Source organism: Falsihalocynthiibacter sp. BN13B15, assembly GCF_041205415.1.
Lineage (GTDB): Bacteria > Pseudomonadota > Alphaproteobacteria > Rhodobacterales > Rhodobacteraceae > Falsihalocynthiibacter > Falsihalocynthiibacter arcticus.
Genome location: NZ_JBGFCE010000010.1, coordinates 122,395 through 147,189, shown reverse-complemented (window position 1 = coordinate 147,189; position 24,795 = coordinate 122,395). Strand labels below are relative to the sequence as shown.

Annotated in this window: 28 protein-coding genes and 1 pseudogene; 19 read left to right on the top strand and 10 right to left on the bottom strand. The window is 54.1% G+C overall.

Features of this window, described 5'->3' with window-relative positions; all coding sequences use genetic code 11:
* The first annotated feature begins 175 nt into the window (after positions 1-175).
* From AB9F26_RS16245 to AB9F26_RS16230, 4 genes are read left to right on the top strand one after another with little or no spacing between them, the layout of a single operon-like run.
* Positions 176-1,102: a Fe(3+) dicitrate ABC transporter substrate-binding protein gene (locus AB9F26_RS16245; RefSeq protein WP_369768489.1), complete on the top strand. Its 927-nt coding sequence runs from the start codon at positions 176-178 to the stop codon at positions 1,100-1,102.
* Positions 1,103-1,121: 19 nt separating this feature from the next.
* Positions 1,122-2,108 carry a FecCD family ABC transporter permease gene (locus AB9F26_RS16240; RefSeq protein WP_369768488.1) on the top strand — a complete coding sequence of 329 codons (987 nt, stop codon included), beginning with the start codon at positions 1,122-1,124 and terminating at the stop codon, positions 2,106-2,108.
* Positions 2,105-3,097, top strand: coding sequence for a FecCD family ABC transporter permease (locus tag AB9F26_RS16235; protein WP_369768487.1), 993 nt, complete (start codon positions 2,105-2,107; stop codon positions 3,095-3,097). The genes AB9F26_RS16240 and AB9F26_RS16235 overlap by 4 nt, the downstream gene beginning before the upstream one ends.
* Positions 3,094-3,879: an ABC transporter ATP-binding protein gene (locus tag AB9F26_RS16230; protein WP_369768486.1), complete on the top strand. Its 786-nt coding sequence runs from the start codon at positions 3,094-3,096 to the stop codon at positions 3,877-3,879. The genes AB9F26_RS16235 and AB9F26_RS16230 overlap by 4 nt, the downstream gene beginning before the upstream one ends.
* 337 nt (positions 3,880-4,216) lie before the next feature.
* Here AB9F26_RS16230 and bfr read toward each other — a convergent pair.
* Positions 4,217-4,702 (bottom strand): annotated as a pseudogene (gene bfr / locus AB9F26_RS16225) (bacterioferritin).
* Between bfr and AB9F26_RS16220 the strand changes: the two are divergent.
* On the top strand, positions 4,680-4,949 hold the full coding sequence (locus tag AB9F26_RS16220) for a hypothetical protein (protein WP_369768485.1): 270 nt from the start codon (positions 4,680-4,682) through the stop codon (positions 4,947-4,949). The pseudogene bfr and the gene AB9F26_RS16220 sit on opposite strands and share 23 nt — an antisense overlap.
* 266 nt (positions 4,950-5,215) lie before the next feature.
* Here the strand turns inward: AB9F26_RS16220 and AB9F26_RS16215 are convergent, their stop codons facing one another.
* From AB9F26_RS16215 to AB9F26_RS16200, 4 genes are all read right to left on the bottom strand, one after another.
* Positions 5,216-5,758, bottom strand: a complete 543-nt coding sequence (locus AB9F26_RS16215) for a zinc-binding dehydrogenase (RefSeq protein ID WP_369768484.1) — start codon at positions 5,756-5,758, stop codon at positions 5,216-5,218.
* 135 nt (positions 5,759-5,893) lie between these two features.
* A complete protein-coding gene (locus AB9F26_RS16210; protein ID WP_369768483.1) occupies positions 5,894-6,244 on the bottom strand; it encodes an alcohol dehydrogenase catalytic domain-containing protein in 351 nt (116 codons plus the stop codon).
* 143 nt (positions 6,245-6,387) lie between these two features.
* Positions 6,388-6,861 (bottom strand): tRNA (cytidine(34)-2'-O)-methyltransferase, encoded by a 474-nt coding sequence (locus AB9F26_RS16205; RefSeq protein ID WP_335584294.1) that lies wholly within the window; start codon positions 6,859-6,861, stop codon positions 6,388-6,390.
* A gap of 195 nt (positions 6,862-7,056) precedes the next feature.
* A complete protein-coding gene (locus tag AB9F26_RS16200; protein WP_369768482.1) occupies positions 7,057-7,248 on the bottom strand; it encodes a hypothetical protein in 192 nt (63 codons plus the stop codon).
* Here AB9F26_RS16200 and AB9F26_RS16195 point away from each other — a divergent pair.
* Positions 7,241-7,849, top strand: coding sequence for a hypothetical protein (locus AB9F26_RS16195; RefSeq protein WP_369768481.1), 609 nt, complete (start codon positions 7,241-7,243; stop codon positions 7,847-7,849). The genes AB9F26_RS16200 and AB9F26_RS16195 overlap by 8 nt on opposite strands.
* A gap of 98 nt (positions 7,850-7,947) precedes the next feature.
* On the opposite strand, the gene AB9F26_RS16190 is transcribed toward AB9F26_RS16195, so the two are convergent.
* Both AB9F26_RS16190 and AB9F26_RS16185 read right to left on the bottom strand, forming a co-directional pair.
* Positions 7,948-8,946, bottom strand: coding sequence for a Gfo/Idh/MocA family protein (locus tag AB9F26_RS16190; RefSeq protein WP_369768480.1), 999 nt, complete (start codon positions 8,944-8,946; stop codon positions 7,948-7,950).
* 126 nt (positions 8,947-9,072) lie between these two features.
* Entirely contained in the window at positions 9,073-9,585 is a 513-nt protein-coding gene (locus tag AB9F26_RS16185; RefSeq protein ID WP_369768479.1) for a hypothetical protein, read from the bottom strand.
* 469 nt (positions 9,586-10,054) lie between these two features.
* Here AB9F26_RS16185 and AB9F26_RS16180 point away from each other — a divergent pair, with 469 nt between their 5' ends.
* The 11 genes from AB9F26_RS16180 (at position 10,055) to AB9F26_RS16130 (ending at position 20,133) form a co-directional block, all read left to right on the top strand.
* Positions 10,055-10,243, top strand: coding sequence for a Flp family type IVb pilin (locus AB9F26_RS16180; RefSeq protein ID WP_369768478.1), 189 nt, complete (start codon positions 10,055-10,057; stop codon positions 10,241-10,243).
* A 215-nt stretch (positions 10,244-10,458) separates the two neighbouring features.
* Entirely contained in the window at positions 10,459-11,262 is an 804-nt protein-coding gene (gene cpaB / locus AB9F26_RS16175; RefSeq protein ID WP_369768477.1) for a Flp pilus assembly protein CpaB, read from the top strand.
* Positions 11,263-11,267: 5 nt separating this feature from the next.
* On the top strand, positions 11,268-12,740 hold the full coding sequence (locus tag AB9F26_RS16170; protein WP_369757894.1) for a pilus assembly protein TadG-related protein: 1,473 nt from the start codon (positions 11,268-11,270) through the stop codon (positions 12,738-12,740).
* A 10-nt stretch (positions 12,741-12,750) separates the two neighbouring features.
* Positions 12,751-13,251 (top strand): TadE/TadG family type IV pilus assembly protein, encoded by a 501-nt coding sequence (locus AB9F26_RS16165; RefSeq protein WP_369768476.1) that lies wholly within the window; start codon positions 12,751-12,753, stop codon positions 13,249-13,251.
* The gene (locus tag AB9F26_RS16160) at positions 13,248-13,892 is read left to right on the top strand and encodes a TadE/TadG family type IV pilus assembly protein (RefSeq protein WP_369768475.1); all 645 of its coding nucleotides are present in this window, start codon (positions 13,248-13,250) and stop codon (positions 13,890-13,892) included. Before AB9F26_RS16165 ends, AB9F26_RS16160 begins: the two co-directional genes overlap by 4 nt.
* An 18-nt stretch (positions 13,893-13,910) precedes the next feature.
* Positions 13,911-15,161, top strand: a complete 1,251-nt coding sequence (locus tag AB9F26_RS16155; RefSeq protein ID WP_335584284.1) for an AAA family ATPase — start codon at positions 13,911-13,913, stop codon at positions 15,159-15,161.
* A gap of 11 nt (positions 15,162-15,172) precedes the next feature.
* Positions 15,173-16,579 (top strand): CpaF family protein, encoded by a 1,407-nt coding sequence (locus tag AB9F26_RS16150; RefSeq protein ID WP_335584283.1) that lies wholly within the window; start codon positions 15,173-15,175, stop codon positions 16,577-16,579.
* On the top strand, positions 16,576-17,547 hold the full coding sequence (locus tag AB9F26_RS16145) for a type II secretion system F family protein (protein WP_335584282.1): 972 nt from the start codon (positions 16,576-16,578) through the stop codon (positions 17,545-17,547). The genes AB9F26_RS16150 and AB9F26_RS16145 overlap by 4 nt, the downstream gene beginning before the upstream one ends.
* Before the next feature lie 12 nt (positions 17,548-17,559).
* Positions 17,560-18,561, top strand: coding sequence for a type II secretion system F family protein (locus tag AB9F26_RS16140; protein ID WP_335584281.1), 1,002 nt, complete (start codon positions 17,560-17,562; stop codon positions 18,559-18,561).
* 245 nt (positions 18,562-18,806) lie between these two features.
* Positions 18,807-19,637, top strand: a complete 831-nt coding sequence (locus AB9F26_RS16135) for a helix-turn-helix transcriptional regulator (RefSeq protein ID WP_369768474.1) — start codon at positions 18,807-18,809, stop codon at positions 19,635-19,637.
* Between the two features lie 10 nt (positions 19,638-19,647).
* Positions 19,648-20,133, top strand: a complete 486-nt coding sequence (locus AB9F26_RS16130) for a prepilin peptidase (protein ID WP_335584279.1) — start codon at positions 19,648-19,650, stop codon at positions 20,131-20,133.
* Between the two features lie 23 nt (positions 20,134-20,156).
* On the opposite strand, the gene AB9F26_RS16125 is transcribed toward AB9F26_RS16130, so the two are convergent.
* Positions 20,157-20,645, bottom strand: coding sequence for a GFA family protein (locus tag AB9F26_RS16125; RefSeq protein WP_369757896.1), 489 nt, complete (start codon positions 20,643-20,645; stop codon positions 20,157-20,159).
* 262 nt (positions 20,646-20,907) lie between these two features.
* Here AB9F26_RS16125 and tig point away from each other — a divergent pair, with 262 nt between their 5' ends.
* Positions 20,908-22,239: a trigger factor gene (gene tig / locus AB9F26_RS16120; protein ID WP_335584277.1), complete on the top strand. Its 1,332-nt coding sequence runs from the start codon at positions 20,908-20,910 to the stop codon at positions 22,237-22,239.
* Positions 22,240-22,343: 104 nt separating this feature from the next.
* Positions 22,344-22,973: a MarC family protein gene (locus tag AB9F26_RS16115; RefSeq protein WP_335584276.1), complete on the top strand. Its 630-nt coding sequence runs from the start codon at positions 22,344-22,346 to the stop codon at positions 22,971-22,973.
* 8 nt (positions 22,974-22,981) lie between these two features.
* Here the strand turns inward: AB9F26_RS16115 and AB9F26_RS16110 are convergent, their stop codons facing one another.
* Entirely contained in the window at positions 22,982-23,794 is an 813-nt protein-coding gene (locus tag AB9F26_RS16110; protein ID WP_369768473.1) for a class I SAM-dependent methyltransferase, read from the bottom strand.
* A 182-nt stretch (positions 23,795-23,976) separates the two neighbouring features.
* On the bottom strand, positions 23,977-24,681 hold the full coding sequence (locus tag AB9F26_RS16105) for a hypothetical protein (protein WP_369768472.1): 705 nt from the start codon (positions 24,679-24,681) through the stop codon (positions 23,977-23,979).
* Positions 24,682-24,795: the final 114 nt, after the last annotated feature.

The window sequence follows — 24,795 nt, the reverse complement described above, 5'->3', positions numbered from 1 at the left end:
ATTTAGGCGGTCGAGAGGGGGGCGAATGGGGCATTTTTTAAGATGTGACTTTCGGCGAGAAAAGTTGCGCGGCGGGGTTTGACAAGCTCGTTTATTATATCTAAGTAAAATAGTCAGCCATTATCATCAAGCCATTTTGATAAGAGCCAGAAATTTAAAATTATTTGGATCTCTTATGAAAATGACGCGTCGCGTTCTTCTTTCCGTCCTTGCGGTCGGCATCGCAACTCCCGTGTTTGCGGGCGAAATCTCTCACGAGCTTGGCACGACCATGGTGCCTGAAAACCCACAGCGGATTGTCGTTTTGGAGTTTAGCTATATTGACGCCTTGGTCTCGGTGGGTGTGGTGCCCGTGGGTATTGCCGACGACAATAAACCCGAGCGCATCATGCCGGTTTATGGCGCTGTGATTGGCGATACATGGACTTCCGTAGGTACACGCAAAACCCCGAGCCTTGAAGTGATTGCGTCGCTGCAACCTGATTTGATCCTCGCAGATAAAACCCGCCACACCGACGCCTATGCCACGCTTTCGCAAATCGCGCCGACGGTTGTGATGGATAGTTTGAGCGGCGATTACACAGCTTCTGTCGAGCAGATGCTCCTGATTGGCGAGGCGATTGGCAAAGCGGATGCAATGAATGCGCGTGTGGCCGACCATAGGGCGAAAATGGCCGACTACGCGGAAAAAATTCGGCCCTATGCCCAAAACGTGCGGGCACAATTTGGCGTCGCGAATGGCGAAGCGCTCTTTTTACATGCGCCGTCCTCCTACAACGGGTCTCTGTTGGCGCGCCTTGGATTTTCACCAGCGATGACCCCAAACGAGGGCAAAGGGTATGAATCCAACTATGTAACGACAACCCTAGAGCAGCTATCGGAAATCAATCCTGACGTGCTTATCATTGGCGAATATGCCGATCCCTCCGTCACCGATAATTGGGAGAATGACGCGTTGTGGAACGCGCTGAAAGCCGTGAAGGATGCGCGCGTCTACAACGTTGAGGCCAACACGTGGTCCCGTTTGCGCGGCATGGTGGCCGCCGAGCAAACCGCCCAAGACCTTTTGACCATTGTGGGCGCAGATGGCAGCGATAGCTGATATTCCGGCAAGCCTAAGAATGAGTAGCCACGTTTGGAAGATAGCGGCAATTGCCGTTGTCCTCCTGCTGGCCACTGTTGGGTCGCTGGTTACGGGGGGGCGCTCTGACGTTGGAGTAACCGATATTTTTACGCTTTTAACGGGGGCGGAGGATATTGCCGCGACAACGATGCGCGATATCCGTATGCCGCGTACGGCTGTGGCCGCGCTTGTGGGGGTGAATCTCGCGCTTGCGGGTGTGGTTCTACAGGCCCTTACGCGCAACCCGCTCGCGTCTCCTGCAATTCTGGGCATCAATCAAGGGGCCGCCCTTGGCCTTGTCGCCGCCCTCGTTTTTCCTAGCGCGACGGGGCTTGCGCTCAATAGCATGGCAGTGGCCGGAGCCTTGGCGGCAGGGGCGGCGACCTTCGCGATTGCGGGGGGATTTGGCGGGCGGATCGACCCGCTACGGCTTGTTCTTGGGGGCGTGGCCGTTGGCGCATTTTCCTTCGCGGCGGTGCGATTTGCCTATACGCTTGAAGATGATCTGGCCCATGCGGTGATCCGATGGACCATCGGCGATATTGGCGACATGCGCTGGCACGACGCGGCACCACTGGCAGTGTTTACCCTTGTTGGAACGCAGGGGGGCGTGGCCCTCGCGCAGCGTTTGAATATGATGGCGTTGGGGGATGCCTCGGCGCGCGGCTTGGGCGCTGATCCGCGCTGGACGTTGTTTCTTGGCGCTGTTCTCGCGGCCATTTTGGCAGGGGCAAGTGTGACTGTGGCAGGGCCGATTGCCTTTGTGGGCTTGGTCGTGCCCCACCTCGCGCGTGTGATGTTCGGGGGCGATCATCGCGTATCGGTTCCTGCCGCCGCCGCCCTTGGCGCAGCCTTGATGCTTGTCGCAGATACTTTGTCCAAACTTATAGCGGCCCCGAGTGAAATCCCTGTCGGATTGGTCGCGGCATTGATCGGCGCGCCGTGGTTTCTCTATCTCACTCTGACATCAGAGGCGCTAGAATGAGTCGTAGAGTATGGGTTCTAGTCGGCTTGTTGGGCGTGGTCGTGCTGGCGGTAATATGGTCGATTTCGGCGGGGGCTGTGCCAATCTCGGCTTCGGTTATCGTGAACACGTTGTTCGGTCTTGAGGGACCACACCAAGATTTTATCATCCTGCAATCGCGCCTCCCGCGCACCGTTTTGGCGCTAATTGCCGGAGCGGCTTTGGCGATCTCTGGAGCGATCATTCAGGCGCTCCTGCGCAACCCATTGGCCAGTCCAAAAGTTATCGGGATCAACTCGGGCGCGGCCCTCGCGGTTTGTCTGGGTGTCCTGTCAGGCGTGAGCCCCCTTTGGTCGCCCGTGTTGGCTGCGGTGGGCGGGTTTGCTGCGGCGTCTCTGGTTTGGATCGGGTCGCTCCGGCGCGGCGCAAGTCCAGCGCGGCTGGCGTTGATCGGCATTGCGGTCGGGTTCTTGGCCGACGCGGGGGTGGATTATATCCTCGTGACGGCGCCCACCTTTGAGTTTTCCGCGCCCCTCGTTTGGTTGACGGGATCGCTCTGGAGTAGGGGGTGGGAAGATGTGGCACGGACCGCTCCGCTGATTTTACCCCTGATCGGCGTGGCGTTGCTCCTTGCATTTAGGCTCGACTTGATCCGACTTGGGGATGCTCATGCGCGGGGTCTTGGGATGAACGTCAAGATCGAGCGTTTCCTTCTGTTGGCCTTGGCAACGGCTTTGGCATCCGTTTCTGTCGCAGCTGTCGCAGCTGTCGGCGCTTTGGGATTTGTTGGCCTCATGGCCCCCCATATGGCGCGGCAATTGGTCGGCGGAAATCATCGGGCGGTGTTGCCCGCATCAATGCTCGTGGGCATGGCCCTTGTTGTGTTGTCCGATGCCGCAGGGCGCACACTGGCTCCCCCCATTGAAATCTCGGCGGGCATTCTGACCGCGCTTTTTGGCGCTCCGTTTTTTGTATTCATCCTTCTGACAAGCCGACGCGAGGGCCTATGACCATAAAGTTGCAAAATCTACGTGCGGGCTATCGCGGCTTCATGTTGAAAGACATCAATCAAGACCTCCCGATGGGGTGTTTGACCGCATTAATTGGGCCCAATGGTTGTGGGAAATCCACACTTTTCGGGGCGATGGCGGGTAATCTCGCGGTGAAATCGGGACGGATTCTGATTGACGGTTTGGATGTGACCAAAACATCGCCGCGCAAAATTTCGCGCCATGTGGCCTTGCTCCCTCAAAGCCCAGTCGTGCCACCCGCAATTCGCGTGGAACAACTCGTGGCCTATGGCCGCGCGCCCTATCAAAATTTATTGGGACAGCGCCGCGCAGGGGATCAGGAAGCGATCGAGTCGGCGATGGTCAAAGCGGGCATTGATACCCTCAGACAAAGCAAGCTTTCCGATCTTTCGGGCGGTCAGCGACAGCGCGCGTTTCTAGCGATGTGTCTGGCACAGGACACCCCCGTGATGCTGTTTGATGAGCCGACGTCGTTTCTCGATATTCGCTATCAATACGAAACATTGGAGGTCCTTGCCGATCTCGCCAATGGGGGACGCACTGTGGTTGTGGTGTTGCATGACATCGGTCAGGCGGCAAGATTTGCGCATCATTTGGTCGTGATGAAAGCAGGAAAAGTGCTCAACAGTGGGCCACCGTCAGAAACCATCACGCCACAGACCTTGCGCGATGCCTATGAGGTCGAGGCGCAAGTTTATGCGGACCCCGTCACCCAAACCCCACAATTGTCGCCCTTGAGCAGCATTAGAGCAAGAAACTAGCGTTTGGTCATGATAAACCGAGCCGTTTTTCGCGCGTTTTGGCCCAAACTGGTACCAAAGCAGGACGGCGTTCCGTCTTGGCTGTATTTGGACAAGCCCGTTTTAAGCCTCAACATCGGACATCAACTCGAAAGTATGGTCCTTGCCAAAGGGCCCACCCAAAACGGTGATAACGGATGCGAGGTTTGGCGAGGACACCTTAAACGCGCCTTATCACTTAGCGGCGCGTTTAAGGCTGTTTCTTGGCGGGGTCGCGCTTTAATCAGCCAACCTGCCCATAATCAGAGCGTCGGCAAAACGGTAATCCTAATTTGCCGAGACATTGGAGGAGTGCCTGCTATTCCGCCACATCCGCGGAATCTGCATTCAACTGGCCATAGTTTTGGACCCCAATTTGATCCAGCAACCCAATCTGCGTTTCCAAGAAATCAACGTGGTTTTGTTCATCAAGGATCAGTTGCTCAAACAAATGCATGGAGGCGTAATCCGACGCGTCAGAACATACTTTGCGCGCTTCGGTGTAAAATTTAACGGCTTCCATCTCCGCTTCAAGATCGCATGTCAGCGTCTCGCGCAAATTCTCGCCGATGCGCAGTGGATCGAGGGTTTGGAGGTTTGGATGGCCCTCAAGAAACAGGATGCGGTCAATCAGCTTATCCGCATGCTCCATCTCTTCGATGCTTTCCTCGCGCATTTTTTTGGCAAGTTTGCCGTAACCCCAATCTTTTTGCAGACGGTAATGAAGTCAAAACTGGCTTACCGCCGTTAGCTCAATCCTCAGAGCCTTGTTCAGGACCTCGATGACTTTTTTATCACCCTTCATGGCGCGTTCTCCTTTTTTTGTCGCTGCGCAGTCCTTGCAACTCCACAGGTACGCCGAACTTAGTGTTGGTCCGCATGGTTGCAATGAAAAGTTTCATACAGCCGCCACATTGCGGAGTTTTGCCAAGAGCGCGATAAATTTTACCTGGGGTTATTATGACTTTATCGTCAGCGGCGCGCATCCACTCAATCGCGGCGTGGATGCTTTTGTCATTTATGGATTGGCAACTACAGATGATCATGTATAACGCCTCGTTTTTCGTGGCCCCAATATCGGATAAATCGAGGAAATGTCAATCCCGACAAAAACGATAAACTAATTGAGGGCGAGCGGTATCAGAGGGTCCTGACGAGAGCGGTTTATGTTCTGCGCTCGCAACATGGCGTTTTTCAACAAAACGGGCTGGAAGTGGCTGTTGGCTAAAATCGGCACTAAAATCTGCTGAGCGGACTTTGCAGATGTTTGCGATTTAGGTGAGCATATCCGCTCTCGGATATGCTCAAACGAATTCCGTCAGTCCAATACGAGTACGATTTTTCCGATATGTCCCTTTTCGCCAAAAGCGCTTTGTGCAGCTGCGATATCGCGAAGCGGATAGGTTTCAGCCACCAAAGGTGCGATCTCTTTGCGTTCGATCCGCCCAACAAGATTACTGAAAACTTGCGGCTCAAGAACCGTGCAGCCAAAGAAGCAGAGGTCTTTGAGATAGAGCGTACGGATATCAAGCTCAACAAGGGGGCCCCCGATGGCCCCAGCAACTGCATAGCGTCCGCCGGGGCGCAACACGTCAAGCAATGACGGCCACTTCGGGCCAGCCACCAAATCAATAACGACATCAACGCTATTCGCACCAAGCGCGGCAACAAGATCATCGCCACGATCAAGTGTTTTCATCGCACCAAGTTCTAAGAGAGTTTTGGCTTTTGAAGCGCTTGTGACAGCAATGACCTTTGCCCCACGCGCTTGCGCCAATTGAACCGTCGCCGAACCGACACCACCAGATGCACCCGTGACCAAAATGGTCTCGCCCTTGCGCACATTGGCGCGTGTCAGCATATTTTCGGCTGTAGAGTAGGAGCACGGAAAGGACGCCAGTTCTATATCTGTCAAATCGCAATTGATTGCGTGAGCGTGGCGTGCTGCAACCCGCGTGTACTGGGCAAATCCACCGTCACACTCAGACCCAAAATACTATGGCGTTTTGAGTGTGTCCCCATTCGCCTCGCGGATACACGGTTCGATCAGGACACGTTGGCCAATTCGATCCGCGTCGATTACCGCGCCGACAGCAACAATTTTGCCGCAAACATCTGCTCCCTGAATGCGTGGAAATGTAAGCGGTGTACCAGACCATGACGCTTCGTCTGCTTCTGCTTCGCCCTTGGAATACCAAGCCGTCCGGGTGTTGATATCCGTGTTGTTTACGCCTGTGGCACTGACCCGTACAAGGACATCGCTTTCCCGCAGCACGGGAACGGGGAGATCATCGCGCCACTCAAGCATTTCCGAACCGCCATGACCATTCAGAACAACTCCGGACATTTGTTCGGGGGGGCTCCTTGTGAAATAAAGCGCACCCTTAGAGAAACAACTGAAAATATCAATCTGGGCGCGGAACGGATATTGGCGGCACTGTGAACGAAAGTCGGCTATGGCCCGACAAAGCGCAACCTTGCTAAGCGCTGCTAGCCGCCGAGTTGCGTGCGCATGGCTTGATAGACGACGGCGGTGGCGACATTTGCCAAGTTAAGGGATCGGACTAGCGGATTGAGCATCGGCAAACTATGCACGCGATCGCCCATGCCGTCCAAAATTTCAGGTGGCAAGCCTTTGGATTCACATCCGAAAACCAAATAAGCGTCCTGTTGATAGTCAGGCGCATAAATGCTCTGTTCGCCATGTTCCTCAAAGAAATACATGCTATCGCGCGGCGGGTTTCGTTGATCCAAAAAGCTTTGCCACGTGTCATATTCGCTCAGATGAACATGTTTCCAGTAATCCGTTCCCGCGCGTCGTACGGCCTTCTCGTCAAGGGAAAACCCGTAGGGTTTGATCAGGATCAGCTCCAGATTTAGCGCCACACAGGTCCGCCCAATCGCGCCGGTATTGTAGGGAATTTCAGGGGTTACTAATACCAATTTCAGGCACGGATCAGACATAGGCTGTGCAGACTTTCTAAGTCACGGGCGCAGGATTGGCGCGTTGCTGGCCCCTGTTACCCCAACCAATGCGTCCTTAACAGCGCCAAATCTGCTGTCATAAGGGCTGGTGGGAGGTGGAGATTGCGGTTCCCTTCCGAAAGCTACGCTGTGCGCGGCTAAGTTACGCTTGCCCAAAAGGAGGCGCTGTGGTCCTTATTGTGGAACATCATGCGTGACGGCAATTGGGTGTGAGCGCAAATCGGAATTAAATCCGTTGGGGGACGTAATATTGAAAAAGTCTAGGGCGCGCGGATTTTGGGTTTGGGCTTCAGTGGTGTCGCTGGCGTTGAGCGCCTGTGTGCCAAGCGAAGACACATCGTCAGAAGAGGCGAAGAAGTTGGCCAATATTGATGCTTACGAATCCAGCACTCAAGAACGACTGAGCCACGATATGCCATATTTTCCATTTGGTATCCAAAAAACCTGCGGAAATACGTACCCACGCCTCAAATTGGCGGATGTTAGGCAGAGCCCTCAGCAGGGGAATATATCTCTATGGGAAACCCCTTCGAAAAAAGCCAACGTAGCCCGCTATGTGCTTTGGAACGAAGCCCGTGCGTGTGGCTTTCTGTTTGAAACGCCTGCCGCCGATGGCGAAGGGCCATTTAGCCGTGGGGCCTATGTCACCCTGTACGGCATGCAGTCTGGCGTAACAGAGTCACCTCGGGACATGATTGTCGATGGAATGGCCTTTCCGTCGGTAGTCTACAGGGATGGGACACGTCAAGATGCTGAAGTATTAAGAGCTACTTATTCAAAGAAATTTCGTGAGTGCCGAGAGCAAACCGGCAGCTCCAAGGAAACATGCCAAGGGGTCATTCGAAAATGGGTGAGCGATAATACCGCGACCCTTGGGATTACATACAGTGGCCAAGAAAAGAATGAAACCGTGGGACTGTTTATGCTCGATGATCGTATGTTGTGGGCTGGCCGCGAAATTAAATAGGGCGAGGGGGGGGCTAGAAATGTACGCCTGTTGCAAAGCCCTCGGCGCATCATCGGTTTAAGGAACGACGAGTTTATCACGGCCATTCGATACGTTGTCTATGGTTGTTGAGCCGCTAGGCACTGCCGCTCCCATTCCGTTAGAAATGCCATTATTTCGAGGGAGTCCGTGAGGCGGGGCGAGGGGCGCTGCGCCTCTTTTTGACCGGCGGCAAGGGAGGCCTCGACCATTTTAACTTGGGTGTAGAATGCATCATGGTCTGCATCGACATAAATGTCTTCGACTTCGCCCTCATAGGGGGTCCAACGAAGGTGATTGCGGCCCGCCACGGGGAGCCACGGATTAGTCACGAACGCAAGCGTGCCCTTGTCGCCCGCAATCGTAAACCCGTGCTCCATGCCGTAGCTGTCGGTTGATTGCAGCGTTGCCAGCACACCATTTGCGAATTTCGCGGTCACGGCGGCGTCACAGATGGTGCCGTCATGCGTCGATACATTCCCCAGTCCCGCGAGTTGACCCGTGGCAAACATGTCTTGGCCACAGAGAGTCTGGACGACCAAATGCAGCAGCGACACGGGGTAGCAACCCAGATTATAGAGCGTGCCGCGCCCAAGGGGGTTGGTGACGTTCCAAATATCCGCCGAATAAAAGCCGGTGATCGCGCGCAGACGGCCCAAGCGACCATCCGACAGAATTTCCATCAAACGAGCGTAGAGCGGGTGGGAAAGATACATAAACCCTTCGACAAAAAAGGTGTCGTGGGTACGGACGGCAGTAGCCAGAGCCTGCGCTTCCTCCATTGTTGTGGTCAGCGATTTCTCGGACAAAACCGCCTTGCCAGCCTTGGCGGCGGCAATGGTCAGCGTGTGATGGACGTGGTTTGGCAAGCCGATATAAACGACGTCAATCTCTGGGTCCGCCAGAATTTCGTCATACCCGTAAGAGACCGTAGGAATGCTGTATTCCTTTTGAAAGGCGTCCACGGCGTCGGAATTGCGTCCTGCAATGGTGCGGATGGTCGAGCCGTTTGAAGCGGCAATCGCCTTTGCAGTTTTGTGAGTGATAAACCCAGTTCCAAGCAATCCCCAGCGCAGCATATGGTTGTCCTTTGAGTGATCCGAAAAAGCGAACCTATGCGGGCCGCGATAGTTTGCGAAGCCTTGAGGCGAAAGGCCGCTTCAATGGATCGACGCCTTGCCTTAGTGCTTTAGTGGCGCGGCAACTTATCTGTTTTCTAGGAAATGATAGGCTTCAAGAATAGTCGTACTTAGCCCGTCAAAAAAGCCCGGAACAGTGACGTCAATAAGGCCTACAGCGGGGAGTGTTTCGTCGGCGACGGTGTCTTCGGCGGGCCGCACGACAATAAGCGTGCTTGGGTCGTTGAGCAACTCGCGATAACTCGCGCCTTTGCCGTGCTTCAGAACGTTGATGGCCAAATAATACAGGTGGAACCGCTCGGCAAGATCCGCTTGCTCCGCCGCGACCAGCATTGTTTTTAATTTACGTGCAAAGGGACCCCGTTTAAAGGTATTCTGCATCCGCGCTTCGAAAACCGAGAAGATATCAACCGAGGTCAATTCGAGCGCCACAGTCGCCGCGCGCAGTTCTTCGACTTGGGCGTCAGACCCGTTCTGGCCGTCCAAAAGTTTCAAAATCTCCGAAATGCGATTTTCGGACGTTTTGGCATTGGTTTGCGCCGCCGCAACCAGTTCAGGTACGCTTGGTAAAGCTCCCATCAATCAATCTCCTTAAGATACCAACTCCCTAATGCTATGCGGAGCGGAATGATAGTGGCGGGATGCGTTAATTCGGATTCTGGGGTGAGGGCGACGGTTTTTGGGCAAGCTGAACCGCGCTCAAATATATGCCCAAGGCCACACGGATGTTGCGAACCTTGCTTGTTTTTAAACGCTAAATGAAGTCAGTCCGTTCGTTTTGGCCGCAATTTCCACCGTCCTATCCGCGACTAATGGGTCATTTCTGGGCGGGACTCAGTGATTCCATGATGAAATTCCGAAGGGTTACAATCCGGTAAATGCGTCTGTTTCCACGGAATTCTTCAGAAAACACAACCACGGCGCGAATAATTCAGCCGCAGAGATGAAGCGCGCGCCCCCATGCAAAAGCTAGAATGGAACATGGCCACCAGAGGGCGGGCCGTTTATTTATCTGGGCACCTTGGGTGCGTAAAATGGAGAGAATACTATGAAAAGAATTTTTGCAAAAACTTGGTCACGTTTTAAGTCCGACGAGCGTGGTGTCACGCTGGTTGAATACGGCATTGCGCTGATTTTGGCTGTGACCCTTGGTGGAGCCGCACTCGCTACTCTGGGTACGGCTGTTGGTGGTAAAATGGGTGCAGCTGAAACCTGTTTAAGCACGACTGGATGTTAATCTAATAATTGAACTCTCCGGCGGCCCAAATGTCGCCGGAAGTATACGCTTTGTGAAGCATTGAGACACAAATTTTCCAAAACGCGCTGCTTCCTTATTTAGTTTGCACATGGGCCAAATGGCCAAAGACAAATAGCTGATTTCTAAAATCAATGAACGACCGTATCGGGGCCCTTGGGCCGCGGAAGGGTCGTCCTGTAAAAGGACCTAATCACATGCGATTGTCATCCCTTCTTCTCGTCGTCACGGGCCTTGGCGTTGCTGCTGGGTCTGTCTATCTTGCACAGGATGTTTTGACGGCACAGATGCTGAGCAAACAGGCCTCGCAAGAAGAAAGCGAGACCGTGGGGGTTTTGGTCGCGGGCCGCGATATCGCCTTTGGCCAAGCCATTGAATCGCAACTCATTACCACGATCTATTGGCCGCGCGATGCGTTGCCAGTGGGCGTCTTGACGGACCGCGACTTCCTCCTTCCGAGTGATGGCGTCGAGCCACGTCGGGCGCGAAAAGCCATGTCACAGGGAGAGTTGTTTTTTGCCAATCGGGTCTCGGGATGGGGCGAAAAAGTGACAATCGTTCAGTCGCTCTCGGCCAACCACCGCGCCATGGCCATCAAAGTGAACGCCGAGACCGCCGTGGGCGGTTTTGTGACGCCTGGGGATTCCGTTGACGTGCTTTTGACCGAGGGACGGAGTTCCGGATTGCGCACGGTCACGATCCTGCAAAATATCAAGGTTATTGGTGTCGATCAGGACTCCGACATCGGCAATGACTCGCCAGAAGTGGCGCGTACCGTGACCGTCGAAGTGACGCCAGATCAAGGGCAGCGTCTTGCGCTCGCCCAGCAAGCGGGCATCCTGAGCCTAACATTGCGCAACAATGTCGGCGCGGAGGACCAACCGCTCGATTCCCTTAAGCTTAGCGACCTGATGCAGGATGTTTCGCCCGTTCCGGAAATGATTTCCACCCCGAGAATTACAGTGCGGCGTGGAGTCGTAATCGCCGACGAAGGTCTGTAGAAACCATGTCAAACCGCAGGTCACATATCGCCACCTTTGGGCAGGACCAGAAGGGCACCATCCTTGTTTTTTGGGGGATGGCCCTTGCTGTGATGCTCGGACTGGTGGCGATGTCGTTTGATTTGGGGCAGGTCTCGATCACACAGACCGATATGCAGAGCTTCACCGACAATGTGGCCCTCGCGGCAGCAGGAGAGTTGGATGGGAGCCCAGATTCCATAACGCGTGCGACAACTGCGGCCGCAAATCTGATCGTCGACAGTCGCAAGTTTGGCAGCGGCGACCATACGCTATCGGGGGCGGATGACTTTACCCTGACGTTTTTCTCGACGTTGCCTGCCAGTGACACGGCGGCCCCTACGGCGATAACGACAAACCCAGCCCTTGCCAGATTTGTCCGCGTGGCCGCCACGGAAGCCGAGGTGCCCGTCGCGTTTTATCGGGCCTTAATGGTTCTGCGCGGCGAGACCCTTCAGGATATTAACGTGCAAGCCCAGTCGATTGCGGGCATGACCCAATTCGCCTGTGACGTGACGCCGATGATGTTTTGCCAGCCAAGTGGGTGGACGTCGGCGGCCAACAAAGGGACGATGGTTAACCTTCGTTCCGGTGGCAATGGCGCGGCTTGGGCACCAGGGAATTTCGGGTTTTTGGACCCGTCCAAGGCGCTGGTCGATTCCGAAGGCCCTTGCGCGGGGGAAAACGGCGTAAAGCTGGATGCGTGTTTACTTGCGGCGGTGGGATCGATCACACAGTGCTACGCGCTCAATGGGGTCGATACGGAACCCGGCCAAAAGAACGGCATCGAAAACGCAATTTTTAACGTGCGGTTTGACATTTTCCAGACGATCCTAAAGAGCGAGAAAAATAACCCGAACTATGCGCCTGCACCGAACGTTATAAAGGGGGTGGTGCCCTCAAACGGCAACGCCTGTCCAAACAACTACGACCCATCCCCCGATACAGTGGGCTTGCCGCGCGACGATTGTTTTAACGCGGGGGGCTGTGCTGGGGGGCGCTTTGGCGATGGGGACTGGTCAGCGGGCTATGCCAATTACATCGCGACCAATTATGGCGGTGCCGACCCGTTTTTCATCAATCCTGCGCTCGACACGCGCTATGATCTTTACAAGGCCGAAATTGCCAACCCACAAGGGACGAGCGGCAATGCGGGTATCCTTCCGAATGGGCTGGCGGAAAGCGGATTGCCGCAATGTAATACCGCAGGCGGTGCTTCAATTGGACCTGAACGCCGCGTCATTGTGGCGGCTGCGATCGACTGTGCCGCCAACAATATTCAGGGTTCCGCCGTAAACGTACCAGTGGCCGAATTCGTCGAAATTTTCCTGACAGAGCCCGTGGCGGCCGTCAGCTCAAACACTGTGGATATTTGGGGCGAAGTGATTGGCCCCGCGGATCAAGGCAGCGGCGCGGGGGCGACCGGAATTTTCCGCGACGTCGTGCAGTTGTACCGGTGAGGGGGGTGGCATGTTGAAACATTGGATCAAACGCGCCTTTGGTGGTTTTCGTTGCGATGAGCGCGGGACGGCCCTCGTTGAACTGGCAATTTCGCTGCCGTTTGCGTTGCTGGTTTTTGGCATGATCATTGAGGGATCGCGGATGCTATGGGCCTATCAGTCGGCAGCGGCGGGGGTGCGGGATGCGACGCGGTATCTGGCGCGGATTGTGCCGCGCGATATTTGCACCTCGGGGGGGTCTGTCGCGGGCTATACCACGCAACTCACCGGAATCGTGCGCAACAGTTCCAGCGGCACCACGCTGTTTCCCAACGGCATTACCGTCAATTCGGTGATCCCCACCTATAGCTGTATCGCGGGGGATTATCGCAAAGGCATCGCGCCTATTGCCCAAGTTTCCGCAGAGATTACGATCACAATGCCTTTCTCGGGCTTCTTTGCCGTCGCGGGCTATACGCTCAACGATGTGACGACCACCGTCACCGATCAAAGCCGGATTTTCGGGTCATGAGGGCGCATCGCACATATTTGGCGCGGACCGTTGAATTTTGGCGCAATGAGCGCGGGGCAACTCTTGTGGAATTCGCCATCGCCTTGGCTCTTTTCCTATTGTTGTTGTTCGGGATGATCGATTTTGGCCGTCTTGCCTTTCACCGGATTGCCGCCGAAAAGGCGATGCATATTGCGGCCCGTTTGGCGGCGGTGCGCCCTGCGGCCTGTGCGGGTTTGCCCAGTATCAACGCGCGCGGATCAACATCCGTTGTGCCCAAGCCGCGGTTTGGAACCAGTTGCGGCGCGGGGGCGAATATTTGTGCCACGCAAGCGGCGCTCGTCTGCACAGGGTCAGCGACGAACGCGACCGCCAGTGAAATATGGGCGCGTATCAACGCGATCCTTCCGCCCGGTGTGGCGATCGACGATTTGCAAATTTCCTACACGTTCGACCCCAATCTTGGGTTTCTGGGGGGCCCCTATGTTCCTTTGGTCACGGCGGAACTTGTGGGGGCCACGTTTACCTTCATTTCCCCGCTCGGACAGCTTGCCAGCCTTGCTGGGGGATCGGCCCCAAGTGGCCTTGGTGGAACAATAAATTTTCCTTCAATGAGTGTCTCCCTTCCGGGAGAGGACTTGGCGAGTGGGACGAATGGATAACATTAGGAGGTTAAGTCAATGACAGAGCCAGTTCAGAAAATCACGGTTTTTGCCGCAAATGGCCCAGACTCAGACGCGATTTCCGCAGTTGTCTGTACGCTTGACAACGTCAAGTTGAACCGCCGCGATATGACCCTTTCAAAAGCCAACGGCACCGCGCATGCACTGGCGGCCTCGGGCGAGATGATCCTGTTTCGAACCTCGGGGGAGAGCGAACAGGACGAGGTGGCGGTGCGGGAATTGTGCCGCACTGCAGGGCCGGATGTGCGGGTGGTTGCCATCAGCGACCCCGACTTGCAATTGGCGGCGGCGCGTAAACTTTTGCAAGCTGGCGTGGCAGATGTCTTGCCGATGCCGGTGACCAAAAAGGACCTGACGGAGTGTTTGGAGCGCTTGAGGGCACCGATTGCCGCCGTTGCGCCGCTTGCTTTACAGCGTGGCAAAATCATCACCGTCGCCCAAGCGCGCGGCGGGATTGGCGGCACCACGGTCGCCGTCAACCTAGCGGATGCCTTGCGCGGCGAGGCGGGACTTCTGCGCCGAAATGTCGTCAAAAAGGTTGCTTTGGTCGATCTGGATTTGCAGTTTGGCGGGATCGCAAGCTTTTTGGATATCGAGGCCAACGACTCGCTGTGTCGGATGGCCAAAGACGAAATTATCCCCGACGCTACGTTTTTGTCGCAAGCCATGTTGACCACCAAAGGCGGGTTGTCGGTGATCACAGCGCCAACTGAATTTGTGCCCATGGAGTCGCTCACTGGCGAGCAGGTTGAAGCGCTTTTGGAGCAGTTGACGCTTCAATTTGATTACGTGGTGGTGGACCTGCCGCGCACCTTGGTGCAGTGGGTGCAATCGGTGCTGAACATGAGTGATCGGCTGTATTTGATTACCGATAGTTCGGTACCTGCGATCCGCCAGTCAAAACGTCTGATTGATGCCTATTCCGAAGAAAGTCCGAGACTACCGATTGATATTATTGTGAATTTTGAGGCCAAGCCGATTTTTAAGGGCCGTCACCATGTGCAGGCTGCGAAGCTGTTGGAGCGGGAGTTGCGACATTGGCTTCCCCTTGATCCAAAAGCCACACGCGAGGCCCTTGATCGCGGGGTGCCGCTGTCCGTGGCGGCAAGCCGATCCGCGTTGACCAAAGCGATTAAGAAGCTTGCTGTCGAGGTCATTGGCGAGAAAACGACCGCAAAGACAGACCCGATGAAGCGCGAAGCCACCCAGGGTTCCGATGCCATTTTTAAATCAATTCAGTCGAGCTAAGGAGAGCCAAAATGTTCAAGAATTTTACACGAAACGGTAAAGAAAATTCAGCCAAAAGCATCGACCTCCCCGGAGCGGTGGTTGTTAAAGCGCTGAAGACCCCGTTGCAACTCGTCGATCCTCAACAAAGTGCCACGGAACACACGTTGATTAAGCGGCTGGAACTCAAAAGCCGCCTGCATGACGCTTTGCTGGATCGGTTGAATTTCTCGGTGATCGACAAGGTGGAAGATGAAGCACTGCGCAAGGAAGTAACCTCCTTGGTGAGCGAAGTCTTGAGCAAGGAAGGCACGCCGTTACGCGGCGAAGAATTCAAGAAGATCGTGGACGAGTTGATGGATGAGGTGCTTGGATTAGGGCCGCTTGAGCCGCTCCTCGCCGATCCCACCATCAACGACATTCTGGTGAATGGCCATAAAAGCGTGTTCGTGGAACGCTTTGGTGTGCTGGAGCGCACCAACGCCCGCTTTCGCGACGAGAAGCATCTTTTGCGGGTGATCGACAAGATCGTCACACGGATTGGACGCCGTGTGGACGAAAGCCAGCCTTGGGTGGATGCGCGCCTTGAGGACGGCAGCCGCGTGAATGCGATCATCCGGCCCTGTGCCATCGATGGCCCTTCGATTTCGATCCGTAAGTTTTCGCGCCAACCCTATAGTCTGGCGCGACTGGTCGCGAGTGGCGCCCTTACGGGGCCAGCCGCGAAGTTTCTGGAAGGGCTGGTGGATGCGCGGATGAATGTGTTGATTTCCGGCGGCACGGGCTCGGGTAAGACCACCATGCTCAATGCTATGTCGGCATTTATTTCTGAAAAAGAGCGGATTGTGACCATCGAAGATGCCGCCGAATTGCAACTACAGCAAGGCCATGTTGTGCGCCTTGAAACACGGCCCTCCAACCCGTCGGGGGGCGGGGCGGTGGCGCAGCGGGACCTGTTGCGCAACGCGCTTCGGATGCGGCCTGATCGGATCATCGTGGGCGAGGTGCGGGGTGCTGAGACCTTCGATATGTTGCAGGCGATGAACACGGGCCACGACGGATCGATGACCACGGTGCACGCCAATACCGCGCGCGACGCGCTGTCGCGGTTGGAGCAAATGGTGACGATGATGGGCGTAGATTTTCCGATGGCGGCCATCCGTGGCCAAATCGCCAGCGGATTGCAATTCGTGCTGCAACTGTCCCGCCTAAGCGACGGTCGCCGCCGCGTGATGTCGATTTCCGAAATTACTGGCATGGAGGGCGATGTGATTACGATGCAGGACATCTTTGTGTTCCGCAAAACGGGTCGCAGCGAAAATGGCGATATTCTAGGGGAATTCATTCCGACGGGCATCCGCCCCAAGGCCGCCGAGGCGCTGATTGCTGCGGGGATTAGCATCGATGCGTCTATGTTTATACGGGAGAAAGCGCAATGAAACAGCTTATGTCCCACCCCTATGCTTTGTATTTTGTCTATACGTTTTTGGCGGTGGGCGTGTTTTTCCTTCTCTCTGGCGTTTGGCAACTTCTGCGCCGCTCCGAGAACAAACATGAAGCACGCAATCGTCGGATGAAAATGATCGCGGGCGGGGCGACGGCGGCGGAAATACTTGCTGTCCTCAAACCGGTGGAACGCGGGGGGTGGATAACGCGCCTGCCGTTTGTTGGCGACCTTCCAAAGGCGATGCGGCAAGCGGGGATGACCAGCTCGCCAACGCTGCTCATCCTGATTTGTCTGAGCATTTCGGCCGTTATTTCTGCAATGGCAGCTATGAAGGTGACGCTTTGGATGGCCATTGCGATAGGTGTTACGGTTGGCTTTCTCCTGCCTATCGGGATTATTCGCCGCCGTCGGGCGGCGCGCATTGAGGCGATAACCAAACTCTTGCCTGAGGCGCTGGATTTAATGTCGCGCGGCTTGCGTGTGGGGCATCCGTTGAACACCTCGATTGCCTCGGTCGCGGAGCAAATGCCGGATCCGATTGGCTCCGAATTTGGTCTGATCGCAGACCAAGTAAGTTTTGGCGACGATTTGGTCGACGCTTTTGCGGAATTTGCAGATCGTATCGACATTGAGGACGTCCACTATCTCTCGGCCAGTTTGGGCATTCAACACGGGACGGGGGGCGACTTGGCGCGGGTGCTCGATGTCTTGTCCAAAGTGGTTAAAAACCGGATCGCCATGCGGCGACGGATTCAGGCGATTTCAGCGGAGGGCCGTTTGTCGTCGTATTTCCTCTCGGCGATCCCCGTGTTTATTTTCGTTACCACGTCAATTTTCAATCCGCGATACTATCAGGATGTCTATGACGATCCGCTTTTCATTCCCATGGCCATCGCGGTTGTGACGTTCACGGTGGTGAACGCCGTTATTCTCGCCAAACTCGTTAGATTTAGAATATGAAAGGTTGCGACCATGTTTGAAACACTCACAACACTGACGAGTGCGTGGAATATCACGCCGCAAATGGTCCTTATCATTGGGATGGGATTGGGCGCGTTGACCATCCTTGGGGGCGTCGCGGTTTTGGTCGGGGAGCGCAACCCCGCCGCAGATCGCATCGCGGCTGGCTCCACAAAACGCCGTGAACAGCGGCGGGATTTCGGGCTTTTGCAAGCACCCAATCACGACCCCAAAGGCATTTGGAAAGCGTTTCTACCGGGGGATATGAAAGAGCGCAGCGATCTTGCCCGCAAATTGTCACAAGCTGGATATAACGGCCCCCACAACCTGCGAAATTTCACCTTGGTCCGTGTTGTTTTGGGCCTCGGCTTGCCCGGGGTTCTGTTGGCGGTTTTGCTCATTAGTCGCGTGCCGGATATTCAATTGCCGTTTGATATTTCCAGCCGTCTCTCAGGGTTGTCAAATGGCACCATTGTGCGCACGCTTTCAGTCTTGATATTTCTGGGGTATTTTGTGCCGATCAAATGGCTCAATGATCGCGCTGAAGAACGGCGGATGCGGATCGAGGAATCTTTTCCCAACGCCTTGGACCTCATGCAAATTTCTGTTGAAGCGGGGCTTGGGTTTGACGCCGCGATGACGCGGGTTGGAAATGAATTGGCCGAAATTGCCCCCGAGATGGCCTATGAGTTCCTCACGGTTCAGCGGCAAATTCAAGCCGGTCGTGATCGGGACGCCGCAATGCAAGACATGGCCCAGCGAACAAATGTGGATGTCATCCGCTCGTTTTCCGCTGTGGTCAGCCAATCGGTTCAATTCGGGACATCCATGTCAGAGGCTCTGACGGCCTACGCCAAAGAGATGCGAGAGTTCCGGGAAATTAAGGCCCAAGAAATGGCCAATAAACTGCCCGTGAAAATGTCCGTCGCGCTCGCGTCCCTCATGCTTCCCGCGCTGATTTTAATTTCCATTGGCCCGGTTGTTATTCGCTATACACGGTTTTTTGCCGAGTAAGAGGGCAGGGTTTTTGCCCTAATTTGGACACAATTCATCTAAAAATACATGCTAGGATTGAAAATGCAGTGAAAAAGCCGCCAAATGTGGCAATTTGTTGACAGAATTAAGAATTCAGGCCTAAAATTAAGACATAGGCTGGAAGAACCAGCATTGAGATTTTTTGAGGCACCCGAGTATGATTTAAAGGGGTGCATAAAGTGGGTACTAAGGGACATTATGGGGATAATACCCTAGGGAATACTTTGAGCGTTGTAAGTCTGGTCGAAGGCATTGCTGGCTGGTGCCAAGCGGTGCAGGGCGTCGCGTCCTTTCGGCAAGGCCTTAAGGCGATCTCAATGGGATTTGGGGCAAAAGCCGCGACGCTGGTGAAGGCCGCGAAAACGCAAGACGGGAAAATTCGATCTATTTCCGTGGACTTACAGCGAGAGGCGCAGTGCGGCGCGTTGGATCGCTCGTTTGCTGACCTTATTTTAGGATCCTATATAGCGCACGCCAAAGTTGGCTCGGTTTGGTACGCCAGCATGGCCGCCTATGGGGATGCGCCAGAATTGTTGGAGTTGAGAAATCAACGCGCTCTGGCCGAAACTGTGGTGATCGTTTTGGGGCAGGACGGGAAGTGGGTTTACCTTCTGGAACTGCATTTCGCCAACCGCCTGTCATCAGGGGCCGGCGCGATGCTGACGTCCCTGTGCGACACGCTGTGTCAAACGTGGTCGTGCCGCTCGCCGGGGGTGTTTTCAGAATCCCTCTTGGATCGTCAGCCAGAAACCTTGAATGTAACCCTCGCAGCACCGCTTTTGTCGGACCTTAATCCGGCGGGGTTAAGTCGCGCAGAATTTCGCGTGTGTTTGCTGTTGAGCCATGGGTTAAACCGCGACGTTTTGGCCAAGGAGTTGAAAATTTCGTCCTCCACCCTGCGCAGTCACCTCAGACAGATTTATGACAAGGCCGAATGCCGAAATCTGAGCGACTTATTACGTCGGTTACTTCTGGTTGGGCCAAGCCCCGCGCAGGAAACCCCCTTGGTCACAGCGATCGAGCGAAGGGCGATATCCCATCAATCTGTGGCTTGACGGCCCTGAAATGATGCTTTTGCCGCTTTTGCTTTTTACGCCGGTTCTGCTTTATGTCGCGCAAAGCGATCTGCGGTGGATGCGGATTCCAAATACGGCCTCGCTCCTTGGGATTGGCTTGTTTGTGGTCACCATTCCATTGATTGGACTTGAGGAGGCCATTTCGCGCATCCTCCCCGCCTTGATCGTGTTTTGTATCGGGTTTGCCCTGTTTCTCCTGCGGATTTTTGCGGGTGGGGATGTGAAAATTCTTGCGGTGCTCATGCTTTTTATTCCGTCGGGAACGCTCTCGCTCTTTGCGCTGGTTTTCTCGGGGGCGATGCTTTTGGGAATTGTCGCCGTAACCGCCACCCGTGCGTTGGCCCTCCCGCAATTGCGCGGCTGGGTTTCGATGCGTGCCCGTGGCATGATGCCGATGGGACTATCCATCAGCCTCGCTGGCATTGGCCATTTAGCGGTGCTTTATGCGCTTCAAACGTCTTCCCTGATGCCCTGATCCGTGTCCGTCGCAAACGCGGTTTAGGTTCCGATGATTTGGTGCGTTTCAAACACGGTTGGTTCTATGGGAGCCCCATCCTGCGTGGTCGCGTGTTCAATGAAGGTGTTCACATGGGGCGGAATGCACGTGCCGCGTTGTGCCACACCTAGGAAAATTTGCTTTGAGTTTTCCGGTGTCAGATCGAACCAATTCGGATCATCAAACGTTCCGCCATAGACCCCGACAATGTTGGCGAAACGCTCAAAGGTCAGGAACAACTTTGTGCCGCATGTGTCGCAGAAATGAACGAAAACCTCTTTTCCGCTGCCCGCCGACGTATGCACGTATTTTTTCGGTGTTCCTTTGAGGAGGCGAAAATCCTGCGCGTCAAAGATCGGTTCGACCATATAGGCGCCGCCCGTGGCGCGTTGGCAAAACTTGCAATGGCATATCGTCACGCGGCTGGGTTGATTTTCCACAGCGTAGCGAAGGTTTCCGCACAGGCATCCGCCTTGGGCATTTTCCATCATCGTGCCTTCCTCGATTTTTTGTGAACCTCTCGTTTTATAGCATGATTTGGGGCGCAAGTCGCACAACAATCCTCGGGGAAGGGCGATCTTCGCGGGCGGTTTTCCTCAAAAAGAAGCTGGATATTGCCGCTCGTGGCCTTTGTGTGCCGATGACGGTGCGATTGCGGCCTTTCTCCTTGCATCATGGCGCTCATCCCCATAGAAGAACCGAGATTTAACTCATTGCCGCGTCCGCGCGGCCATTTTGCTATAAGGACCCCCCATGCAGGTTACTGAGACCCTGAACGAAGGCCTAAAACGCGGTTACACGCTTGTTATTCCCGCTGCCGATTTGGACGCAAAAGTTAACGAAAAGCTTAAAGAAGCGCAGCCAGATGTTGAAATGAAGGGCTTCCGTAAAGGCAAAGTGCCTATGGCGTTGCTCAAAAAGCAATTCGGCCAGAAAGTTATCGGCGAAGCCATTCAAGAGACCATCGATGGCGGCCTTGGCAAGCATTTTGAAGATTCCGGCGACCGCCCTGCGTTGCAGCCAGACATTCAAATGACCAACCAAGACTGGAAAGAGGGCGATGACGTTGAAGTTACCGTCGCTTATGAAGCTCTTCCCGAGATCCCAGAAGTTGACCTAAAAGCTCTGGCACTTGAAAAACTCATCGCAAAAGCGGATGACGCTTCTGTGGACGAAGCTTTGACCAACCTTGCTGGAACCGTCAAAAATTACGAAGATCGTAAAGCTGGCAGCAAAGCCAAAAAAGACGATCAAATCACCATCGATTTCGCAGGCAAAGTTGATGGCGAATTGTTTGATGGCGGCACAGCCGAAGATTTCCCATTGGTTCTCGGTTCCGGTTCGTTCATCCCCGGTTTTGAAGACCAATTGATTGGTGCTAAAGTTGGCGACGATGTTGCCGTTACAGTGACGTTCCCTGCGGAATATCAAGCGGCAAACCTTGCGGGCAAAGAAGCTATTTTTGATTGCACAGTGAAAGCTGTAAAATCGGAAATCGCCGCTGTGGTTGACGATGAATTGGCGAAAAAATTTGGCGCCGAGGACCTTGCTGGTCTTAAAGGTCAAATCGCTGAACGTCTTGAAGCGGAATATGCGGGCGCTGCTCGTGCGGTTCAAAAACGCGCATTGCTTGATGCGCTTGACGGTTTGGTAAGCTTCGAGCTTCCCCCATCGTTGCTTGAAGCCGAAGCTGGTCAAATCGCGCATCAACTATGGCACGAAGACAACCCAGATGTTGAAGGCCATGATCACCCCGAAATCGAAACAACAGACGAGCACAAGAAGCTTGCGGAACGCCGCGTGCGTTTGGGTCTGTTGTTGGCAGATATCGGTCAGAAAGCGAAACTCGAAGTTTCCGATGCTGAAATGACCCAAGCGATCATGACGCAAGCGCGCCAGTATCCAGGTCAAGAGCGTCAGTTCTTTGAATTTGTTCAACAAAACCAACAAATGCAACAGCAACTTCGCGCTCCATTGTTCGAAGATAAAGTTGTAGACTATGTTTTTGAATTGGCCACGGTCAGCGAAAAAACAGTCACCAAAGAAGACCTTGAGAAAGCTGTGGAAGCTCTCGAAGAAATGTAAGGCCTAACCCGCTTTAAAGATCGAGGGCCGTCGTGGGGGATAAACCAGCGGCGGCCCTTTTTTTGTTATTAAAATTGATAGATCAGCGTCGAGGAGTTTGAAATATGGATTGGTCAGTCGTCCTTAGAGATTTCTTAACGATATTTGCTGTCATCGATCCGATTGGGTCGGTTCCCGTTTTCCTCTTTGCGACGGCCAAAGTGCCCCCCCATTTGCACAAACGATTTGCGCTTCGAGCGGTTCTGATTGCAACGTTGGTGTTGTTTGGATTTTTGGTCGGAGGTCAATTCGTTTTGGAAGGCCTTGGTGTTCGGCTGGGTGCCTTTCAGGTCGCTGGGGGGATTATCCTTTTCCTCTTTGCCCTGACGATGATTTTTGGGGAATCTAAACCCGAAGCAGAAATTCACGAAGCGGAAAAAGACTATCTGTCGGGCGCGGTTTTCCCACTGGCGATGCCGTCAATTGCCTCCCCAGGGGCGATGTTAGGGGTGGTTATCTTGACGGATAATCATCGCTTTTCCGTTGCTGAACAATCGGTTACCGCAGTGCTTTTGCTGGCTGTCCTCGCTGTGACGCTTGTTTTTCTCCTCATGGCGCAGAAAATTCATCGGGTTATTGGCACGACAGGGGCGAGTGTGATCAGCCGTGTAATGGGCATCATTCTTGCGACAATCGCGATTGATTCCATCCTGCAAGGCCTTGAGGTTGTCGGCGCTATAAGCCTCAATCCATAGATATTCTCTTAAGGAGCGCGACATACAAAAGTGGTCGTTTCAAGGGGGATCGTAATGGGACTAGGGCCGAAAACGCTGTGGAAGGCCTCCAAGATTGCTTCCGCAACCACAGTCGGTTCCACCTCGCCGCGTTGCCGGATTTCGTCGATAATCGGATTGCCGAAAACCAACGCCGTTGCAAAAGCTTCTAGATTTGTAATGGTCTTTTGCAGTTGAATGGTCTCGTGCTCAACATCGTGCCAGCCCGCTTGGGCAAGGTCGGCGCGTACTTGGACGGGATCACCATAGTGGAAGGGGACCCTATAAAACGCGGGAGGATCGTTGGGAAAGAATTTTGCGGCGGCGTCATAGGCGATTTGCGCGAACGGGTTCTTGGACATCGCGCTCCACACATTGAAAAGATAGTACCCGTTTTTTTTGAGAACCCGCGCAGCTTCCCGATAGGACGCGGGCTTGTCAGGAAAAAACATCACCCCAAATTGACAAACCATCATGTCGAACTCGGAATCCTCAAAGGGTAAATCCATGGCGTTGGCGACGGTAAAATCGACTACGTCTTTGTTTGTAAACTTGTTTTTGGCCACCTGAAGCATGGGAAGGTTTAGATCCGTAACCTCAAGGCGCGTTTCTGGGGACAAGCGGTCGCGTAGGCGGCGACTTAGAATACCGGTCCCTGCTGCAAGTTCGACGACATTGGTGGCCGGTAAGCTGGCGCAACGCGTTGCGAGCAAATCGGCATAGTCAAAAAAGATATTGGGGCCAAGACCGCTGTCATAGTAGCTTGGAATGTCCCCGACGAAATTGGCTGAGGTATTAGACATAGTCATAACTCCCAATAATTTCTGAACAGTGCTTAGGTGTAAGCATTATAGAGCAAAACGGGTGGAAAAACGAGGTTGAAAATGTCGAGACCCTCGGCTCAAGCCGCTGCATGTTTGGGGCATGGAAAAGGGGGCGAGCATGGCTCTTTTGACGGAGCATGTAAGCGCGTCCCCCTCCTATTTTAGTCCAAATCGAACGTATAATTTGGTTGGCATTTTTTTGCGTTAGGCTTCTTGATACAGGCCTCTACCAGAGCTGCATATTTGGTGAGGCGTGGATCACCGGGTGTTTTGTATTTTGCCGCCGCATCAAGCAACTCTTGTGCTGTCTCGGGCTCCCCGCTGCGAATGCGTGCGAAAGCAGCGGTCAAATAGATGTACCGTTTTTCCTCATTCGTTGCGACTTTTCGGAAGGCGTTGGCGGCTTCGCGATATGCGGCGTAATATTTGGCATTGCCATAGGAACGGGCGGAATCATACATGTGGCCTTGCTGTAGGAGCGTGAACATTTCTGCTTCGGATAGAGTGCCAAGCTCCTTTTCTACAAGGTAGGCCCGTAAATACCGAGAGTCCTTTTGCGATTTTTTGTACCAATCGGTTTTAACCATTGCCTTGAGCTTCGGTATTTCCGAGAGAAGAAAATCTTTATAGATCGGGAAGTCAGCAGTTTTGCAAACAGGCAGATGGGTGATGAAATCGCATGTCGATAATTGAGACAAACTCATCGTAAACTCTTGCTCATAGGAACAAGAAAATGTGCTGACGATTTCGGTCTTAATGCCGCCAATTGGGCAATCTACTCTTTCTTCAAATGCCGTACCCGCCCAAGCTGTTTGGCTTGATACGAGGGCGGCGAAAAGGGCGATGGCCGTAAATTTATGTCTCATAAGGGCTCCTAGAAAATTGCGCGTTTTCAATATGATCTAGGGGAAGTCTGGGGGGGGGGAGCGTTTATTTTCAAGAAAAAAATAATTTAAACTGGGCGCATGAAAAAAAGGCCG

Bases quoted from the DNA above. Each gene is read 5' to 3' on its own strand.
- AB9F26_RS16245 (WP_369768489.1), top strand. From the start codon at position 176: ATGAAAATGACGCGTCGCGTTCTTCTTTCCGTCCTTGCGGTCGGCATC.
- AB9F26_RS16240 (WP_369768488.1), top strand. From the start codon at position 1,122: ATGAGTAGCCACGTTTGGAAGATAGCGGCAATTGCCGTTGTCCTCCTG.
- AB9F26_RS16235 (WP_369768487.1), top strand. From the start codon at position 2,105: ATGAGTCGTAGAGTATGGGTTCTAGTCGGCTTGTTGGGCGTGGTCGTG.
- AB9F26_RS16230 (WP_369768486.1), top strand. From the start codon at position 3,094: ATGACCATAAAGTTGCAAAATCTACGTGCGGGCTATCGCGGCTTCATG.
- AB9F26_RS16220 (WP_369768485.1), top strand. From the start codon at position 4,680: ATGACTTTTTTATCACCCTTCATGGCGCGTTCTCCTTTTTTTGTCGCT.
- AB9F26_RS16215 (WP_369768484.1), bottom strand. From the start codon at position 5,758: ATGCTGACACGCGCCAATGTGCGCAAGGGCGAGACCATTTTGGTCACG.
- AB9F26_RS16210 (WP_369768483.1), bottom strand. From the start codon at position 6,244: ATGTCCGGAGTTGTTCTGAATGGTCATGGCGGTTCGGAAATGCTTGAG.
- AB9F26_RS16205 (WP_335584294.1), bottom strand. From the start codon at position 6,861: ATGTCTGATCCGTGCCTGAAATTGGTATTAGTAACCCCTGAAATTCCC.
- AB9F26_RS16190 (WP_369768480.1), bottom strand. From the start codon at position 8,946: ATGCTGCGCTGGGGATTGCTTGGAACTGGGTTTATCACTCACAAAACT.
- AB9F26_RS16185 (WP_369768479.1), bottom strand. From the start codon at position 9,585: ATGGGAGCTTTACCAAGCGTACCTGAACTGGTTGCGGCGGCGCAAACC.
- AB9F26_RS16180 (WP_369768478.1), top strand. From the start codon at position 10,055: ATGAAAAGAATTTTTGCAAAAACTTGGTCACGTTTTAAGTCCGACGAG.
- cpaB (WP_369768477.1), top strand. From the start codon at position 10,459: ATGCGATTGTCATCCCTTCTTCTCGTCGTCACGGGCCTTGGCGTTGCT.
- AB9F26_RS16170 (WP_369757894.1), top strand. From the start codon at position 11,268: ATGTCAAACCGCAGGTCACATATCGCCACCTTTGGGCAGGACCAGAAG.
- AB9F26_RS16165 (WP_369768476.1), top strand. From the start codon at position 12,751: ATGTTGAAACATTGGATCAAACGCGCCTTTGGTGGTTTTCGTTGCGAT.
- AB9F26_RS16160 (WP_369768475.1), top strand. From the start codon at position 13,248: ATGAGGGCGCATCGCACATATTTGGCGCGGACCGTTGAATTTTGGCGC.
- AB9F26_RS16155 (WP_335584284.1), top strand. From the start codon at position 13,911: ATGACAGAGCCAGTTCAGAAAATCACGGTTTTTGCCGCAAATGGCCCA.
- AB9F26_RS16150 (WP_335584283.1), top strand. From the start codon at position 15,173: ATGTTCAAGAATTTTACACGAAACGGTAAAGAAAATTCAGCCAAAAGC.
- AB9F26_RS16145 (WP_335584282.1), top strand. From the start codon at position 16,576: ATGAAACAGCTTATGTCCCACCCCTATGCTTTGTATTTTGTCTATACG.
- AB9F26_RS16140 (WP_335584281.1), top strand. From the start codon at position 17,560: ATGTTTGAAACACTCACAACACTGACGAGTGCGTGGAATATCACGCCG.
- AB9F26_RS16130 (WP_335584279.1), top strand. From the start codon at position 19,648: ATGATGCTTTTGCCGCTTTTGCTTTTTACGCCGGTTCTGCTTTATGTC.
- AB9F26_RS16125 (WP_369757896.1), bottom strand. From the start codon at position 20,645: ATGATGGAAAATGCCCAAGGCGGATGCCTGTGCGGAAACCTTCGCTAC.
- tig (WP_335584277.1), top strand. From the start codon at position 20,908: ATGCAGGTTACTGAGACCCTGAACGAAGGCCTAAAACGCGGTTACACG.
- AB9F26_RS16115 (WP_335584276.1), top strand. From the start codon at position 22,344: ATGGATTGGTCAGTCGTCCTTAGAGATTTCTTAACGATATTTGCTGTC.
- AB9F26_RS16110 (WP_369768473.1), bottom strand. From the start codon at position 23,794: ATGTCTAATACCTCAGCCAATTTCGTCGGGGACATTCCAAGCTACTAT.
- AB9F26_RS16105 (WP_369768472.1), bottom strand. From the start codon at position 24,681: ATGAGACATAAATTTACGGCCATCGCCCTTTTCGCCGCCCTCGTATCA.